The organism is Pedobacter sp. GQ55 (assembly GCF_059758925.1).
Map to the genome: position 1 here is coordinate 103,402 of NZ_JCAXEI010000013.1, position 17,317 is coordinate 120,718.

Genomic DNA, 17,317 nt, shown 5'->3' on the forward strand with positions numbered 1-17,317 from the left:
TAATATAGAAATACTTTTAGCAACTCGCTTTTTTTTCTATTTTGTGTTTTCCAAATAAAATAAGAAAGTATGACCATCCTAATCGTCCTATTGTGTATCCTATTTCTGATTGTTTTAGTTTCAGCATTTAAGGTCAATGCATTTGTTGCATTTCTAATTGTATCTATACTTGCCGGTATTTTACTGGGTATTCCACTTAATAAAGTTACAGCCTCTGTCGAAAAGGGAATTGGAGATGTTTTAGGCTCGTTGGTAGTAATCATTACTGTGGGGGCCATGTTGGGTAAACTTGTGGCCCAAAGTGGCGCAGCGCAAAGAATTGCATCATCTATGATGAATTTTTGCGGAGAGAAATATATACAATGGGGAGTAGTTACTACCGGGTTCCTAATCGGTATTCCATTGTTTTACGGGATAGGTTTTGTGTTAATGGTCCCACTGATTTTTTCTATTGTTTACAAGTATAAGCTGCCTGTTATATACATCGGTTTGCCAATGCTTGCTGCATTATCAGTTACTCACGGGTTTTTACCACCGCACCCTTCACCATCGGCCCTGGTTATTCAGTTTAAGGCCAATATGGGTTTAACGTTATTGTATGGATTAATTGTGGCCGTACCCGCCATCATTATAGGAGGGCCATTGTTTTCGAGAACGCTTAAAGCCATACCCTCAAAACCTTTGGCAGCTTTTGTTCCTGCCGATATGCCTGAAGAAGAATTGCCGGGCGCATTTAATAGTTTTTTTACGGCCTTACTGCCTGTTTTGCTTTTAATAGGTGCTACGGTATTTACGTTTTCAGAAAATCAGAATCCAGCTGTGTCCAGTTTCTTTGCCTTTGCAGGCAGCCCGACAATCGCTATGCTTGTTGCATTGTTTGTTGCAACATTTTCGCTAGGTATTTTTCAGGGCAAGAAAATGGGAGACATCATGAATATTTATGGCGAAGCGATTAAAGATGTCGCCATGATACTGCTAATTATTGGTGGATCTGGAGCATTAAAGCAAGTTTTGGTAGATAGTGGGGTAAGCGGACAAATAGCAGTGCTTTTAAAAGATATGGATATGCAGCCTTTATTTTTGGGCTGGTTAATTGCCGCAATTATTCGTTTTTGTGTAGGTTCTGCAACGGTAGCAGGCTTGACAACTGCCGGGATTATTTTACCTTTGATGGTGTCATCTAACACAGACCCTAACTTAATGGTTTTGGCAGTAGGTGCAGGCAGTTTAATGTTCTCGCACGTAAACGATTCCGGATTCTGGATGTTTAAAGAGTACTTTAACTTAAGTATGAAGGATACTTTTAAATCGTGGGCCGTAATGGAATCAATAGTAGGAATTGTGGGGTTGGCGGGTGTACTTTTATTAAATCAACTTATTTAAATATAGATATGGGAACTTTTAATGCAGATGAACAGTTTGAAAAATTAGGATTAACATTGCCTCCGGCGCCAACGCCTTTGGGTGTTTATAAGCCTTTTTTAATTGATGGCAAGTATCTTTATTTATCTGGTCATGGGCCTGTTAGAGATGATAAAAGCTTGATAATTGGACGTGTGGGTGTCGAGTTTGATAAAGAAGAAGGTAAACTTGCTGCTAGACAAGTTGGATTAACCATGTTATCAACCATAAAAACAAATTTAGGCAGCTTAAACCGTGTAAAAAGAGTAATCAAAGTTTTAGGGATGGTAAACTGCACCCCAGATTTCGAAAAACATCCCTTTGTAATTAATGGTTGCAGCGAACTTTTTGCCCAGGTTTGGGGAGAAGAAAACGGCATTGGTACCAGAAGTGCAGTAGGTTTTGGATCGTTGCCTGATAATATCCCTGTAGAGATTGAAGCTTTATTCGAACTTCATGAATAACCCTAAAAAACTAACAAACCGGTATTGGTTCGAGATTGACAATGTGAGTGAACTCGATTCTCCGGCATTGGTCTTTTATCCCGATCGTATTGCAGATAACATAACTCTTTTAAAAGCCAGCATTGATTCGGTTAGCAGATTGCGACCTCATGTAAAAACGCATAAATCCAGCGAGGTCACCTTGTTAATGATAAATGCAGGAATAGCTAAGTTTAAATGCGCTACCATTGCAGAGGCAGAGATGTTAGCTGCTTGTGGTGCTGCCGATGTTCTGCTGGCCTATCAGCCTGTTGGCCCAAAAGTTAAAAGATATGTCTCGCTTATAAAAGCTTTTCCGCTAACACAATTTTCATGTCTCATTGATAATGAGCAATCATTAAATGAACTTTCGAAAGCTGCAGTTGCATCAGGTTTGGAAATCAATTTGTTTCTGGATCTGAATTTAGGGATGAACCGAACAGGTATTTTGCCCAACGAAAAGGCTCTGGCACTTTACCAGAAAATGCATATTTCGAAAGGAATAAATGCTATAGGTTTGCATGGCTATGATGGTCATATCCATGATGTTTCGTTATCGCAAAGAAGAGAAAAATGGCAGGTTGGCTGGAATTTAATTAAAAGCTTGAAAGATGGCATTACAGCCAATGGTTTGCCTGTGCCGGTTATTGTAGGTGGTGGTACACCAACTTATCCTTTTTATGCGGAGCAACCTGAGGTAGAATGTAGCCCAGGCACGTTCATTCTATGGGATAAAGGGTATCAGAACTCTTTTGAAGAGCAGGAGTATTCAATTGCGGCGGTGCTTATAAGTCGCGTAATCTCTTTACCGGATGAAACTAAAGTAAGTCTGGATTTAGGGCATAAAGCTGTAGCTGCAGAAAATGAGCTTACTAAAAGGGTGTCATTTTTGAATGCTCCGGATGCCAAAATAATAAGTCAGAGCGAAGAGCATCTGGTATTGGAAATGGCTAATGGTCATGGTTTTAAAATAGGAGATGTTTTGTATGGATTGCCAATTCATATTTGTCCAACTGTTGCCTTATACGACCGTGCAGCAACGGTTATAGACTATAAAATTACCGGCGAATGGGCCATTGTTTCAAGAAATAGAAAAATTAATATATAACCTATGTTTACAATTGATGCACATTTGGATTTAAGCATGAATGCCTTGGAGTGGAATCGTGATTTGACTTTGCCTGTTTCTTCGATCAATGCAAGGGAGGAGGGATTAACTGATAAGCCGGATAGGGCAAAAGCAGTTGTCTCGTTACCCGAACTTAGAAAAGGTAAAATCGGACTCGTTGTAGCTACCCAGATTGCCCGATTTGTAGCACCAGGGAATAAATTGCCTGGATGGCACTCGCCCGCGCAGGCTTGGGCGCAAACTCAAGGTCAGCTTGCATGGTATAAAGCTATGGAAGAGGCAGGGGAGATGGTTCAGATTACCGATTTGGCCGGTTTGGAAAAGCACCTTGCTTTATGGGCTGCTGATACCCCGGATGCTGAAAAACCAATTGGCTATATTCTAAGTCTTGAAGGTGCTGATTCTATTGTAACCATAGGGCATTTAGAAAAAGCTTATCAAAATGGTTTAAGGGCTGTTGGTCCAGCTCATTATGGTCCTGGGAGATATGCTCAGGGAACTGATGCCAGTGGATTTATGGGGCCAAAAGGTCATGAGTTGCTTAAGGAAATGGAGCGATTGAACATTATTTTAGATGCCACTCATTTATGCGACGATAGTTTTTGGGAAGCTCTTGACCATTTTAACGGCCATGTTTGGGCGTCGCACAACAATTGCAGAGCGCTTGTGAACCATAACCGTCAGTTTAGTGATGATCAAATTAAGGCGTTAATAGAACGCGGCGCAGTTATTGGCGGGGCTCTGGATGCCTGGATGATGGTGCCTAACTGGGTACGTGGTAAGTCTACCCCAAAGAGTATGAATTGCAATCTGGATGTGATGATTGATCATATAGACCATATTTGTCAGTTAGCAGGAAATACGCATCATGTTGGAATTGGTTCAGACCTTGATGGAGCATTTGGGAAGGAGCAGTGTCCTTATGATTTGGAGACTATCGCTGATCTTCAAAAGATACCTACATTGTTTAAGGCCAGAGGATATTCGAACGTGGATATTGAAAATCTGATGAGAGGAAACTGGTTAAGATTTTTGCGAAAAGCCTGGTAATTGGGGTCTATAACATCTTCGCCTATATGTTAACCTTTAAACCACTTTAAAAGGCCGTTTTAATGGTAAAGGTCGGTCAGAGTCGTTCAATAAGTCGTCTGAAAGTCACCGTTTATTTATTTAAGGGCCCAATACCCTACGGCCAGCCAGATCAGGCCTTTTATCAGAAAAAACAAAAATCCCCAAACGCCGACTTTTTTCAGCCATTTTAGGATTGCTGCTTTTTTTTCTGATGTGGTTTTATTAGCCATAAGATATCAATTCATAACGCTGTTTATCTTCAGACAAATATATCTTATTTGAAATAATTATAAATAAAATTGAATGTAATTTTAATGTTTGAATACACCCGTTATCATGAGCGCCCAGCATTGGGGAAAGTGGTAATGACATCATGAAATAGCTCACATCGTCCTCAACGATAGGGGAGATCTCTTGATTATGCCACCTAAAGAGATCTCCTATCGTTGAGGACGACGAAAGCTATGAGATGAAAGCTTCTACCCTCTTGGCCTAATTATTCTTTCAATACCAGGGTCTCTTCTTTCCCTTTTGTTTTCGTAATGCCTGTTGTCACGTCTTCTGTCATTACCTCTTTCTCTGTATTGTCTTCTGCCATTATCATGGTGTCTATCTTCACGATATCTTTCAGTGTAATGTCTTTTATTGCCTTTCCAGTTATCATGTCTACCATATTTAACCCTATAAGCATTGTGATTATGATACGGTCTTGGTGAATTGATCACATATTTTCTTCCAGAGTATAAGTTATAACCCCTGTATCTATGTGGAAGTGAACGAGAATGAACCCATCTATTTCCGTTTAAGTAAATAAACTGTCTGGTTGGTACATAGTAATAACTCTCAATGTCGGGCATGTAATAGTAATCTACATAATCGTAGCCTCTAGGTCCCCATTGCGGCTGTGAGCCAATGTTTACGCTAATGTTTACTTGCGCCTTTGCGGGTGCTGTTACAGCTATTATTGATGCAAATCCAAGCATCGCCAATAAAAATAGTTTTTTCATAGAATTGATTTATTATTTGTGTGTGATGTATTAAAACCAAAGTTTGTGCCATAAGTATAATTCTGGCTACAAATCTGTGTTAATAACGCATAAATGGTTATATTTGTATCTTAAACACATGTTGAATAAAGTTAATTATTGCATATAAATGAGTACGAAAACTGCAGTTTCTCCATCAGAATTCGAATTGGTATCTGGTTTAGAAATCCACGTACAATTAAATACACAAACAAAAATATTCTCATCAGATAGTGCTTCTTTTGGAGCAAAACCTAATGAGCATATCTCTGCTGTTTCGCTGGCATTACCAGGCGCTTTGCCTAAATTGAATAAAGAGGTGGTTGCTAAAGCCGTTAGAATGGGATTGGCGTTAAACTGCACCATTAACCAGCTCAATTTTTTTGATAGAAAGAATTATTTCTATGCCGATCTGCCTAAAGGATATCAGATTACTCAGGATAACAGACCAATCTGTCAAAATGGTTATCTGAATGTAACGCTAAGTAATGGTGAAGAAAAGCGCATCGGAATTAACAGGATACACCTGGAAGAGGATGCCGGTAAAAGTATGCATGATCAGAGTGATCAATACTCTTACGTAGACCTAAACAGGGCAGGGGTTCCATTAATAGAGATTGTTACAGAACCGGATATCAGAAGTTCAGAAGAAGCATCTGCTCTGCTAACAGAGATGAGAAAATTGGTTCGTCATTTAAATGTGAGTGATGGCAATATGGAAGAAGGAAGTTTGCGTTGTGATGCAAATATCTCTATCCGTAAGGTTGGTGCTACAGAATTTGGGACGCGCTGTGAGGTGAAAAACCTAAACTCAATAAGAAATGTACGTAGGGCTATGGATTTTGAGTTTAACAGACAAAAAGAGGTTGTTACTACCGGAGGCAGGATTATACAGAGTACATTGAACTTTGATGCTGAAGAAGGTACCACATCCCCAATGCGGAGCAAGGAAGAAGCCAATGATTACAGGTATTTTCCAGATCCGGATCTGCCACCTATACATATTTCTGATGAGTGGCTGGAGCAGATAAAGGCTACAATGCCTGAACTGCCCGCAGAGATCTCTAAGAGGCTGGTAAAGGATTATGGAGTTAACGCATCTGAAGCTACATTGCTTGCTGAAGATATTGACTTGCTTACCTATTTTAATTCGGCGTTGCCTATAGTTAAAAATACAAAGAGTCTGGTAAACTGGCTTACAGGATCTATCAGAGCTTTGTTAAGTGAAAAAGAGATCACCATATCAGGATTTAAAGTTAGCCCTGTTCAACTTGCAGACGTAATTAACCTGGTAGACAATAAAAGGATCACCCAACAAATTGCATTACAACAGCTATTGCCTTTGACTGTTGGTAATGAGGGTGCCGATGTAAACAAACTGGCTACTGAACATAGCTTGCTAATTGAAGAAAATAGTGATGAACTGGCTGGTTTTGTGGATCAGGTTCTATCAAAATATGAAGTGCAGGTACAAGCCTATAAAAAAGGAAAAAAAGGTGTGCTTGGGCTTTTTGTAGGTGAGGTAATGAAACTTGCCAAGGGGAAAGCAGATCCTCAAAAAATAAATGAATTGTTACAAGTGAAATTAAAATAGTAAATATTATGATGAAACGTATTGGGTATGTATTGGTGTTGTGTGTCGTGTTTGCAGCATGTAAGGATAAAAGTAAGTTTGTAATTAACGGGGAGTTTAAAAACGCTGCTCCAAAAAGCAAAGTTTACTTATTTGGTTTGCAAAAAGACAATGCTTTACCATTAGATTCAACTGTGTTTTCTGAAAAAGGAGAATTTAAATTTACCCATTCTACCCCAGGGGCAGATTTCTTTAGGATTTCTGCGGGCAATAACGAGTATATGATTATTGCAAAAAATGGCGATGAAATTAAAATTACTGCTGATTTGGCCGACAAATCGTTAGCTTATACTACTTCTGGTGCTGCTGAGGCAGATAAACTACAGGAACTGAATACCACCAAGCATGAGTATATGACCAAAATTGCCGCTATACAAACTCAGTTTGATGAAGCGGTATCGGCCCAGCCAGATAAGAGAGAAGCTATTATGGAGCAAATGAGACCTCAATATACTGCAGAAATGGAAGGGCTTAATAAAGCGGTATTGAAATTTGCTGAGGAGAATACAGAATCGTTAGCTGGCTTTTATGCCATAAACTTGTTAAATCCTTCGGAATTTGAGAAAGAAATGGTGGCTTATTCTGATAAAATTAAAAGTAAGTTTAATGATAATGCTGCAGTAACTGAATTTTTAAAGAGAATGGCTAGCTTAAAGGCAGTTCAAATTGGTCAGACTGCACCAGAATTTACCATAACCGGTATTGATGGAAAGCCAGTTAAGTTGTCTGATTTTAAAGGAAAATATGTATTGCTTGATTTTTGGGCCTCGTGGTGTATGCCATGCAGACAGGAAAATCCGAATGTGGTTAAAGCTTACAATACTTATAAAGACAAGAATTTTACCATACTAGGTGTTTCTTTAGATAAAGATCCTGCGGCATGGAAAAAAGCCATTGCTGATGACAAACTAACCTGGAATCATGCTAGTGAATTAAGTGACTTTGAAGGTTCAACCGTTAGATTGTATCAAATAGAGGCTATTCCAAGCTCATTTATCATAGATCCAAAAGGGACAATTGTTGCAAAGAATCTTCGCGGGGAAGAGCTTGATGCATTTTTAAATAAAACTTTACGCTAACCCTAAATTCATGTTAATATACATGATGGTATTAACAATTTGTTAACATGAGTTTAACGGTATATTATAATTGATTACCTAATTTCGTAACAAATAATTAAAGCTATGAGCACCGTAAAACAGAAGATACTTATTGTTGATGATGAACCAGATATTTTAGAGTTAATTGAGTATAACTTAAAGAAAGAGGGATATCAGGTATTCTTAGCCAATAATGGTCAGGAAGGCATTACGATTGCAAAGAAGGTACATCCTGATTTAATTATCCTGGATATCATGATGCCAAAGATGGATGGTATTGAGGCATGCAGGTTAATGAGGGCTATTCCTGAGTTTAAAAATACTTTCATGGTGTTTTTAACAGCACGAAGTGAAGAGTATTCAGAAATAGCAGGATTTAATGTTGGTGCAGATGATTATATAGCTAAGCCAATTAAGCCTCGTGCACTGGTAAGTCGTATTAATGCGATATTAAGAAGAAATGCGAGTGGGGACGAAGTTTCTGATAATAAGGTTGAAATAGGTGATTTGGTGATTGACAGAGAAGCGTACCTTGTTTTTCAGAGTGGTAAAAAAGTGATTTTAGCTAAAAAAGAGTTTGAATTACTTTATTTATTAGCCTCAAAACCCGGTAAGGTATATACCAGAGAATCTATTTTAAAGAATATTTGGGAAGATTCTGTAGTGGTTACCAACCGTACAATTGATGTACACATTCGCAAGTTACGTGAGAAGTTAGGCGAAACTTATGTTGCTACTGTAAAAGGAGTGGGGTATAAATTCGAACTTTCTTAGTACTTTTGCATTCTGGAAGATCATTGGGCTTTTTGCTACCTGTAGCGAATTAGCTCACTGATATCTTTACAGGCTGGAATGCACTAGTTACTTCTGAAAAACACACTGAATTGAAATATCCTTCATTTAAAGACATTATCCTATTCGAAAACGATGATTATATCGTTGTAAATAAACCACCTTTTGTTGCCTCTTTAGATGAGCGTGGCGGTTCGGGTGAAGTAAATATCTTACGCCTTGCTAAACAATATAGTGCTGATGCGCAGGTTTGCCATCGTCTTGATAAAGAAACTTCGGGTGCAATTATTATTGCAAAAACGCCTGAGGCTTACCGTTCTGTAGCCATGCAATTTGAAAAGCGTAAGGTAAATAAAGTATACCACGCTGTTGTTGATGGGCAGTTTACTTTTAAAGATTTGTTTATAGACCTTCCTATTTTAAATGATGGGAATAAGAGTGTAACGATAGACCGTAAGGAAGGTAAGCGTGCGGAAACATATTTTAATTCTATTAAAAACTACAGACATTATACTCTGGTAGAGTGTAAACCAATAACGGGTAGAATGCATCAGATTCGTATACATTTAGCCACGCAGCGTGCTGCAATTGTTGGAGATCATATGTATAAGGGTAAGCCGGTATATCTATCGGCAATGAAAAAAGGATACCGCATTGCAAAGGACGATGAGGAACAACCCATCATGAAACGTTTTGCTTTGCATGCCCGCCATCTGGTATTTAAAGGCCTTGATGATAAGGATATTGTAATTGATGCACCATATCCAAAAGATTTTGCTACGTTAATTAAATTACTAGATAAATTTGACGCTTAAAAGGTGAATTATGTATATACGGCTGGTGAATTATATAGATTCAATTAACCATTACCGGAAAACTAAAATTTCTAACCGTAATTTCCTGGTTATTGCTGCGTTGATTGTCGGCATTCTGGCCGGTCTTGCTGCTGCACTTTTAAAAACCTTAACTCACCATATAGAAGATTTTTTGCAGACGGGCTTCCATTGGCAGTACAAATATTATTTGTATTTCTTTTTTCCGTTTATAGGGATACTTCTTTCAGTAATGTATGTGCGAAGGTTCATCAGAAAGGGGAAATTTGAAACCGGATTAACACCTCTTCTGTATACAATTTCAAAAAAATCAAGTAAAGTTGAGCCTCATAACATCTATTCGCAAATTATTACAGCAGCATTAACTGTTGGTTTTGGGGGGTCTACAGGTCTGGAAGCTCCAATTGTGACCAGCGGAGGGGGCATTGGTTCTGTTGTAGGCAGATTTTTAGGTTTATCATATCGTGAAACCACCATGTTGCTGGCATGTGGTGCAGCAGCAGGAATATCTGCCGCATTTAATAGTCCAATTGCGGGTATTGTATTTGCCATAGAAATACTACTTCCAGAATTCACCATTCCTGCTTTTATACCGTTATTGCTTGCGTCTGCCACTGCTGCGGTAGTAGCAAGGTTCTTTTTTAATGAGCAGCTTTTCTTTTTGGTTACAGAAGGCTGGAAGATGAACGCGCTTGTATATTATGTGCTGCTTGCCGTGTTAATTGGTCTTTTCTCTATTTATTTTACCAAAGCAAATTCAGTTATTAAATCCTTTTTTTATAAGATTAATCATCCATATAAACGTGTAGTTGTTGGTGGTTTGATGCTGGGTTTAATGGTTTTCCTGTTTCCAACATTATATGGGGAGGGTTATATTACCATTAAAAATTTGCTTGGCGGAAATTATACCAATGTAATAACCAACAGTATATTCTCTGAATATAGTAGTTTACCATGGCTGGTTATCCTTTTTACAGTAATAACTATTTTTGCTAAATCATGCGCCACCCTTATAACTTTAGGTGCCGGTGGGAACGGGGGGATTTTTGCGCCTAGTTTGGTTATTGGTGGTTTAATAGGTTTTGTTGTGGCATTTTCTGCAAATACTTTGGGGATAGCAAACCTGAGTGTTGCAAATTTCATTGTAGCAGGTATGGCGGCTTCATTAAGTGCGATTATGCATGCGCCGCTTACCGGAATATTTTTGATTGCCGAGATTACCGGAGGTTACGTTTTAATGGTTCCATTGATGATTACTTCTGCAATCTCTTATTTGATCAATCGTAGTGCAAATAAATACTCTATCTATACCAAACCTTTAGCAGAGAAGGGAGAGTTGTTGTCGCATGAAGATAAAGACACTACCGTTCTTAATATGATGAAGCTTAAATATCTTGTAGAACCAGATTACCTTGTTTTAAATGAAGATGATTTGGTTTCGGTAAGAATGCCTGAAATTCTACAGTCTAAAAGAAATTTGTTCCCGGTTGTAAGTGCCGACAAGAGTTTTAAGGGGTTGGTGTTTGTTGAAGATGTTTTGAAGAGGAATATTGCCGAAAAAGATAACCTTTCCGTAAATGACCTGATGCAGGCCGCTCCAGATATTGTGGTGGTTACGGATTCGTTAAAAAAGGTACTGGAGAAAATGGAAAAGGAAAATGCATGGCTATTACCTGTTTTGGATGAAAGTGGGGCATACCTTGGGTTTGTATCCAAAACGGCAATTTTTAATAAGTACAGGGCTTTGTTAAGCAGGCAAGCGGATTATATGGAATAAAAAAGCTCCTGATTTTGTCAGGAGCTTTTTTGTTTATTCTGAGGATCTTTTTAATCCGAATTTCTCGATCTTACTATATAGGTGACTGCGTTGGATATCTATGTCATCCGCAGTTTTGGATACATTCCAGTTGTTCTTTTCCAATTTAAACTTGATGAATTCTTTTTCAGCATAGTCTTTGTAATCCTGAAAGTTGTTGAATTTATCGTAAGCCAGAGCTGGGGAAGGTGCTATCTGTGGAGATCCATTTGGAGCACCACTTGCTGCACCTATATTTGTTCCTCCACTGGGATTTGCAAATACAGTTACATCATGATCTGTAATGGTTTTATCACTTAAAATAATCAGACGTTCGATCATGTTGTGTAATTCCCTAACGTTACCTGTCCACGGCAGACTCTGTAATGCCGTCATGGCGCTATCGCTGATCTTTTTAACCGGCATGCCGTATTCTCTACAAATTTCTTCAAGGAAGCTTTGTGCGATCTCTGGGATATCATCAATGCGCTCACTTAGATGTGGAACATGGATGTTTATGACGTTTAGGCGGTGGTATAAGTCCATACGGAAATTACCATCTTCAATTTCTTTTAAAAGATTTTTATTGGTAGCGGCCAGTACACGAACATTCACTTCAAGTTCTTTTTCACCACCTACCCGGGTGATTTTGTGTTCCTGTAATGCACGCAAAACTTTTGCCTGAGCCGAAAGGCTCATGTCGCCAATTTCATCTAAAAACAGCGTTCCCCCATTGGCAAGTTCAAATTTACCTATTCGCTGTTTTACAGCAGAGGTAAATGAACCTTTTTCGTGGCCAAATAGTTCGCTCTCTATAAGTTCTGATGGAATGGCAGCGCAATTAACCTCTATAAGAGGGCTGTCGGCCCGATTCGACTTTTCGTGTAACCAGCGTGCAACTAGTTCTTTACCACTACCATTTGCTCCGGTTATTAGTACCCTGGCTTCGGTAGGGGCAACACGCTCTATCGTTTCTTTAATTTTGTTGATATTCTCTGAACTACCTAGAATATCTCTTGTTTTGCTAACTTTTCTTTTTAATACTTTGGTTTCAGTAACTAAAGTACCTCTGTCTAGCGCATTTCTAACTGTAATTAGTAGCCTGTTTAGATCCGGTGGTTTTGAAATGAAATCAAATGCACCTTTTTTACTAGCTTCTATTGCGGTTTCGACCGTTCCATGCCCTGAAATCATAATGAACGGAAGGTCCGGGCTATATGCAAGTGCTTGTTCCAGCACCTCCATTCCATCCATTTTATTCATCTTGATATCACATAGTACAAGGTCGAATTTCTTCTTTTTGATGAGTTCTAATCCATCTACACCATTGTCAATATCCTCAACCTCATAGTTTTCGTATTCTAAGATTTCACGTAAAGTACTTCTTATCGCTCTCTCATCATCAATTATTAACAATTTTGCCATAGGGTATGCTAAATCTTCTTATTATCCAGTGCTAATATATTATTTTTCAGTTTAATAATGTGTTTTTTAAAATTATGAAACCGATATATCATATAAAAAATAAAATGCAAGCCTGTAAGCCGGGTTCTGTAACCTGATTGCTCAGGTTTTCTATCATTAATCCAGTATAAATGTTGCCATTTATCTCTAACGACCTACCCACTAACATCGGACGAGCAGCCCTACATGCGTTAGCCTATTTGGTCTTTCAACTCCCGGGGTTTACCAGTTCTCCGATCGCCCGGAAAAATCGTAAGCTCTTACCTCACGTTTTCAACCTTGCCTGTGCTTAAAAGCCATCGGCGGTATGCTTTCTGCGGCACTTTCCATAATTCGGGTGTTCACCCCCAAACCTCTTCCCGTTAGGAAGCGAGATGCTCTGTGTTGCCCGGACTTTCCTCTCCGATTATAATCGCAGCGATAGAACGGCTTGCATTTGCGGCAAAGATACAAAATAAGGAATGTAATAAATATGAATATACACCTTAAAGATCTATTCTTGTCATTACAAAATTTGCAACCTTATCACAACGTGTAAGGTTAAATTCAAAAAGCTGAGCGCTTTTATAATAATCGTTCAGTTCGTTTCTAAGCATTTCTTTTGCCCGGGTTAATCTGATTTTTACATTGGACTCTCCCAAATCAAGAACCTCCATGGTTTCCTGTGTACTCATTTTTTCAATTTCGCGCATTACAAATACCAACCGATATTTTTCTGGAAGAATGCTTGTTAAACCGGCTACTCTATCACAGAGTATTGAAATTGAAAAGGGTTACAAAAAACAAATAGATTTTGTAACCCCTTTTTTATTGTTCCTGGTTAAGAAACCAATAAGTATAAAGATGGATAATAAATCAATTAAAAGATAATTTAGTAACCTCTTCTATCTGGTATTTTTTTATTCCTTCGGGCATTTCCCACTGTACAATGGCACCTTGAGTATAGCCGAGGATTGCTACACCTATTGGAGAGAGAATGGAAAGGGTATTGTGTTTTCTTCGAGCCTTTGCAGGCGCAACAAGTTTGTATGTGAATTCTTTTCCTGATTCCATTTCCTTCACTTTCACATTGGTGTTAACCGTAACCACATCAGCGGGTAATTCATTTCTTAAAACCTGTTTGGCATGTTTTAGCTCCAGTTCAAGTTTTACTTCATTATACCTGCTTAACTTTCTTCTTCTTAAATGATCTTTAAGCAAGTCGTAAATTCCGGTTGATAGTATGATAGGTGTCTCGTTTATTTTTATTGATGCAGTATTCATATTTTTTTGTATTGATTAAATGACTTAATAATTTGATTTGTATGAATAGCCTCAGCCAGTATTAATCGACTGAGGCAATGCCATCGAAGTCTTTATTGTTGTACCAGCTCGTTAGAAAGGTAAAAGTGCCTGCCGAGAGTAAAACCACAAGTGGCTTAAGTAGTAAAATAGCCAATAGCAAAACCATCAGCAAAGCTAAAAGCAGCATTATGTAAACGGCCCTAAAAAAGCATTTAGTGCTTATTAATTTCATGTTAGAAAAGCAAGAAGGTGAAAGGAAAGAATTAAATGTCTGGACCCCTGACCCTAAGAAAAGGGAGGGGTTTATTTAATAAAGTCTTTACTGCTTTTAAGAAAAGAATCTCCTAAGCTGTGCTGTAAGGAAAGAAAGCGTAAAAACATAGCAATAGCAGTTCGCAATAATGTTGCAAGCTGAATACTTAGTGTTTTATAAAATTGCTTAAAGAGATACATTGGTTCAAAGATAGCCCAAATGCTTTGATATAAAAACTATACCTGCATGGAATTGCGATTATTGCACTATTATGCCATATGTGAGCCTTGATTTTTGAAATCGAATGTCTTAATTTAATTGATTTATTGTTTCTTTGTTAGATAAGAGGAAATTCTTTTAGCTCGACACCCTTATGAAAAAAAATACAAAGGCATGCGATCTGCAAAGCTGCTTAATGTGCAGATTGGTTTTAAAGGAATGGAAATTACCTATTGAGAATCATCGCAAGAACTTTTTGGTGAAAAAAGGAGAGGTGATAATTAAAGAAGGAGATCCGGTTAATGGTATTTATTTCGTTAATAAAGGCAAAGTTAAAATACACAAAACCTGGGGAGATAAGGAACTGATAGTTCGCTTTGCCAGTAATGGTGCAATTATAGGTCATCGTGGTTTAAGTACCAAAAGTGCCATTTTTCCTATATCTGCCACTGCACTTGAGGCTACATCGGTATGTTTTATTGATTTGGATTTCTTTATGTCGACCCTTAAGATAAATTCAGACCTTACTTTTCAATTGATGATGTTTTACGCTGATGAACTGCAGGAATCCGAACGTAGAATGCGGAATCTGGCACACATGTCTGTTAAAGGCCGTTTGGCTTTATCTATTATCCAACTTAAAGATCAATTTGGCGTAAATGATAGAGGGAATATTGATATAGAGCTGAGCAGGCAGGATCTTGCTGCTTTTACCGGGACCACTTATGAAACGGTTTTTCGAATGATGAATGAGCTTGTTAGAGAAGATTTGATTTCGATAACGGGAAAAGCAATAAGTGTTAAAGATCCCAGGGGCTTAAAGGCGTTAACACTTATTGCATAATCCTTGTATTTAAAACTTATATCCTAAGCCCACTCCGACATTCCATTTTCCATCTTTAGTGCTTGATTTTGCTGTATAAAGCATCGGCATCTGTAAAGCAATGTGTTTATAAATTGCCGTTATACCACAGCCTAAAGAAGGCATAATAATTGCATTTTTGGGCGCATTTCCAGGCGATTTGTCTTCTTTGATTTTTAAACTGGGCAGTAAACCTATTAATAAGCTGAAAGGTTTACTGGTGTATTTAATTGCCGGGCCTGTACAGTTTATTGCAGCTCCATGATCAATGTAACTTAATACCACTACTCCCTCAAATAAGGTAGGTTTAATTTGTGTTGTTTGAGCTTTTCCCTTAAAATTCAGCATGCAAAGTGCCAGTCCGCCATAAATGGCAAGTTGTAATTGTGTTTTCATGAAATGATAATTTAAATGTGAAACCTTAACTGTTTGTTTTGCTCGTAATAGTTGGCGGTATTAATTTTTAATTATTCTGTGCATCGAATCCTAAGCTGTTAGTATTGACTCTTTTTGAATCGGAATTATATCTGATTTAAGCGCTCCACAAACTGCACAACTGTAATTCTCTTTTAAGTCTGAGAAACTAGTTCCAGGTAGTATTCCATTTGCGTCATCTCCCCATGTTTCATCGTATATAGTTAAACAGTGACTGCACTGGTGCACAATTACATGTTCAACTTCTGTAGTCAATTCTGTTTCGTAGTAATTGTCTGCAGAAACACTTTCCGACAAAGTTTGAAGCTCATAATAATTGTCGCAAAGTTGTACCAATGTTTCAGCTAATGATGCTCTGTCAATGTTGTCTTTATAAAGAGAGAAATTCTTTGAATTGGGGTTAAAATCAGTGGTATGAAGAATGTCAAATTTGCATTCATCCTCTAAGTCATTATTAGTACGTTTTCTTATAATTACAGAACCAAACAAGCCGCTTTTTGGATTTGTTTTTATCGCAAAACAAAGTTTAAAAGTTCTTAAATCTACTTTGTTAAACTCCGTAATGAGCTCACGTTTAAGGTTAAGCCCATATTCACAAAGATCCTCGCTTTGCCAATTTAGTTCATTGGACGCGTGACGTACATTTATACGGTTCTTATCCAGTACAGCATTCCAGAGTTTTTTATCTCCTGTTTCTACACCCTTTATAATAATTGATTTCCATGGAGTAGTGTATAGCTGGCCAATGCGGGTTTTTACGCAAATAGCACAAAGGTCTTTAAGAAATGAAACGGAAAACAATTCATTTCTACGGTAAATTCCCAGCCAATATTTGTCGTTGTATTTATTGAATCCTTCATAGTATGGCAATTGAAAATCCGGTAGCTTTAGTGGGGCAGAGAGGGGTTGGTAAAAGATACTTCCGGTTAATTTTACCTTGTTCTCCAGTAGCTGTCCATCAATATTAATTTGATCATAAAACAAATTTTTATTGCTGAATATTGCGTCTTCAACCAATTTACTAAGCGTGCCAATGTCTTCAGAGTAAATTAAAGATGACCAGCAGTAAATGATATTAGTTCTGGGAAAACGTATGTATAAATACCAATAATTGCCAATCTCTGAAGATATAAAGTTTAAATTTCCTGTGAAAAAGGGAATTAAGGTCTGACTGTTGTCTGCCAGATTGATTTTTAATCTTGGCGTATAGTTAAAAGCATCTAAAACATCTCTGTAAACCCCTTCGCGGAGCCAGTTCGAATTGTTAAATATATCTTCTGTTGCGTAGGAGCTAATGATGTTTGGCTGTTTATCTGTATCTATTTCAAACTCAGTGTCGGATATAAAAAAACCATGCTCAATGTCTTCTAATTTATCTTCATCAACAGAAAAATAAAGTTGCTGTCTGGTGCCAAATCTTACGTTTTCGATTGCTGATTCTTCGAGAATATTGAGGATTTGTAAAAGATCACCAATAGAGACAATGCCTCCCGGGAGGTTTACTTTAATTTGATGTTTTTTTATTTCCTTGTTTTCCAT

The 17,317-nt window shown here is 37.9% G+C and carries 17 protein-coding genes and 1 other RNA gene; 10 read left to right on the plus strand and 8 right to left on the minus strand.

What is annotated here, in order from left to right; genetic code table 11:
* Positions 1 to 69 precede the first annotated feature (69 nt).
* From AC6CH7_RS23730 to AC6CH7_RS23745, 4 genes are read left to right on the plus strand one after another with little or no spacing between them, the layout of a single operon-like run.
* Complete coding sequence (locus AC6CH7_RS23730; RefSeq protein WP_498265070.1) at positions 70 to 1,383, plus strand: gluconate:H+ symporter; 1,314 nt, start codon at positions 70 to 72, stop codon at positions 1,381 to 1,383.
* Positions 1,384 to 1,391: 8 nt separating this feature from the next.
* Positions 1,392 to 1,865: a RidA family protein gene (locus AC6CH7_RS23735; RefSeq protein WP_498265071.1), complete on the plus strand. Its 474-nt coding sequence runs from the start codon at positions 1,392 to 1,394 to the stop codon at positions 1,863 to 1,865.
* The gene (locus AC6CH7_RS23740; protein WP_498265072.1) at positions 1,858 to 2,991 is read left to right on the plus strand and encodes a D-TA family PLP-dependent enzyme; all 1,134 of its coding nucleotides are present in this window, start codon (positions 1,858 to 1,860) and stop codon (positions 2,989 to 2,991) included. Before AC6CH7_RS23735 ends, AC6CH7_RS23740 begins: the two co-directional genes overlap by 8 nt.
* 3 nt (positions 2,992 to 2,994) lie before the next feature.
* Positions 2,995 to 4,062: a dipeptidase gene (locus AC6CH7_RS23745; protein WP_498265073.1), complete on the plus strand. Its 1,068-nt coding sequence runs from the start codon at positions 2,995 to 2,997 to the stop codon at positions 4,060 to 4,062.
* A 500-nt stretch (positions 4,063 to 4,562) separates the two neighbouring features.
* Here AC6CH7_RS23745 and AC6CH7_RS23750 read toward each other — a convergent pair whose 3' ends face one another.
* Positions 4,563 to 5,090 carry a hypothetical protein gene (locus AC6CH7_RS23750; protein WP_498265074.1) on the minus strand — a complete coding sequence of 176 codons (528 nt, stop codon included), beginning with the start codon at positions 5,088 to 5,090 and terminating at the stop codon, positions 4,563 to 4,565.
* Positions 5,091 to 5,238: 148 nt separating this feature from the next.
* Here AC6CH7_RS23750 and gatB point away from each other — a divergent pair, with 148 nt between their 5' ends.
* The 5 genes from gatB (at position 5,239) to AC6CH7_RS23775 (ending at position 11,243) form a co-directional block, all read left to right on the plus strand.
* Positions 5,239 to 6,702: an Asp-tRNA(Asn)/Glu-tRNA(Gln) amidotransferase subunit GatB gene (gene gatB / locus AC6CH7_RS23755; protein WP_498265075.1), complete on the plus strand. Its 1,464-nt coding sequence runs from the start codon at positions 5,239 to 5,241 to the stop codon at positions 6,700 to 6,702.
* 8 nt (positions 6,703 to 6,710) lie between these two features.
* Positions 6,711 to 7,820, plus strand: coding sequence for a redoxin domain-containing protein (locus AC6CH7_RS23760; RefSeq protein WP_498265076.1), 1,110 nt, complete (start codon positions 6,711 to 6,713; stop codon positions 7,818 to 7,820).
* 105 nt (positions 7,821 to 7,925) lie between these two features.
* Complete coding sequence (locus AC6CH7_RS23765) at positions 7,926 to 8,615, plus strand: response regulator transcription factor (RefSeq protein ID WP_048906107.1); 690 nt, start codon at positions 7,926 to 7,928, stop codon at positions 8,613 to 8,615.
* Positions 8,616 to 8,725: 110 nt separating this feature from the next.
* The gene (locus tag AC6CH7_RS23770; protein WP_048906106.1) at positions 8,726 to 9,448 is read left to right on the plus strand and encodes an RluA family pseudouridine synthase; all 723 of its coding nucleotides are present in this window, start codon (positions 8,726 to 8,728) and stop codon (positions 9,446 to 9,448) included.
* Between the two features lie 10 nt (positions 9,449 to 9,458).
* The gene (locus AC6CH7_RS23775; RefSeq protein WP_498265077.1) at positions 9,459 to 11,243 is read left to right on the plus strand and encodes a chloride channel protein; all 1,785 of its coding nucleotides are present in this window, start codon (positions 9,459 to 9,461) and stop codon (positions 11,241 to 11,243) included.
* Between the two features lie 33 nt (positions 11,244 to 11,276).
* Here AC6CH7_RS23775 and AC6CH7_RS23780 read toward each other — a convergent pair whose 3' ends face one another.
* The 5 genes from AC6CH7_RS23780 to AC6CH7_RS23800 form a co-directional block, all read right to left on the minus strand.
* Positions 11,277 to 12,686: a sigma-54-dependent transcriptional regulator gene (locus tag AC6CH7_RS23780; protein ID WP_498265078.1), complete on the minus strand. Its 1,410-nt coding sequence runs from the start codon at positions 12,684 to 12,686 to the stop codon at positions 11,277 to 11,279.
* 99 nt (positions 12,687 to 12,785) lie between these two features.
* Positions 12,786 to 13,162, minus strand: an RNA gene (gene rnpB, locus AC6CH7_RS23785) — RNase P RNA component class A.
* A 48-nt stretch (positions 13,163 to 13,210) separates the two neighbouring features.
* On the minus strand, positions 13,211 to 13,489 hold the full coding sequence (locus AC6CH7_RS23790) for a sigma factor-like helix-turn-helix DNA-binding protein (protein ID WP_498265089.1): 279 nt from the start codon (positions 13,487 to 13,489) through the stop codon (positions 13,211 to 13,213).
* A gap of 91 nt (positions 13,490 to 13,580) precedes the next feature.
* Positions 13,581 to 13,988, minus strand: coding sequence for a GreA/GreB family elongation factor (locus AC6CH7_RS23795; protein WP_498265079.1), 408 nt, complete (start codon positions 13,986 to 13,988; stop codon positions 13,581 to 13,583).
* 61 nt (positions 13,989 to 14,049) lie between these two features.
* Positions 14,050 to 14,241 (minus strand): hypothetical protein, encoded by a 192-nt coding sequence (locus AC6CH7_RS23800; protein WP_498265080.1) that lies wholly within the window; start codon positions 14,239 to 14,241, stop codon positions 14,050 to 14,052.
* Positions 14,242 to 14,635: 394 nt separating this feature from the next.
* Here AC6CH7_RS23800 and AC6CH7_RS23805 point away from each other — a divergent pair, with 394 nt between their 5' ends.
* Positions 14,636 to 15,325 (plus strand): Crp/Fnr family transcriptional regulator, encoded by a 690-nt coding sequence (locus AC6CH7_RS23805; RefSeq protein WP_498265081.1) that lies wholly within the window; start codon positions 14,636 to 14,638, stop codon positions 15,323 to 15,325.
* Between the two features lie 9 nt (positions 15,326 to 15,334).
* Here the strand turns inward: AC6CH7_RS23805 and AC6CH7_RS23810 are convergent, their stop codons facing one another.
* Positions 15,335 to 15,739, minus strand: a complete 405-nt coding sequence (locus AC6CH7_RS23810) for a hypothetical protein (protein ID WP_498265082.1) — start codon at positions 15,737 to 15,739, stop codon at positions 15,335 to 15,337.
* Positions 15,740 to 15,829: 90 nt separating this feature from the next.
* Positions 15,830 to 17,317 (minus strand): rubredoxin, encoded by a 1,488-nt coding sequence (locus tag AC6CH7_RS23815; protein ID WP_498265083.1) that lies wholly within the window; start codon positions 17,315 to 17,317, stop codon positions 15,830 to 15,832.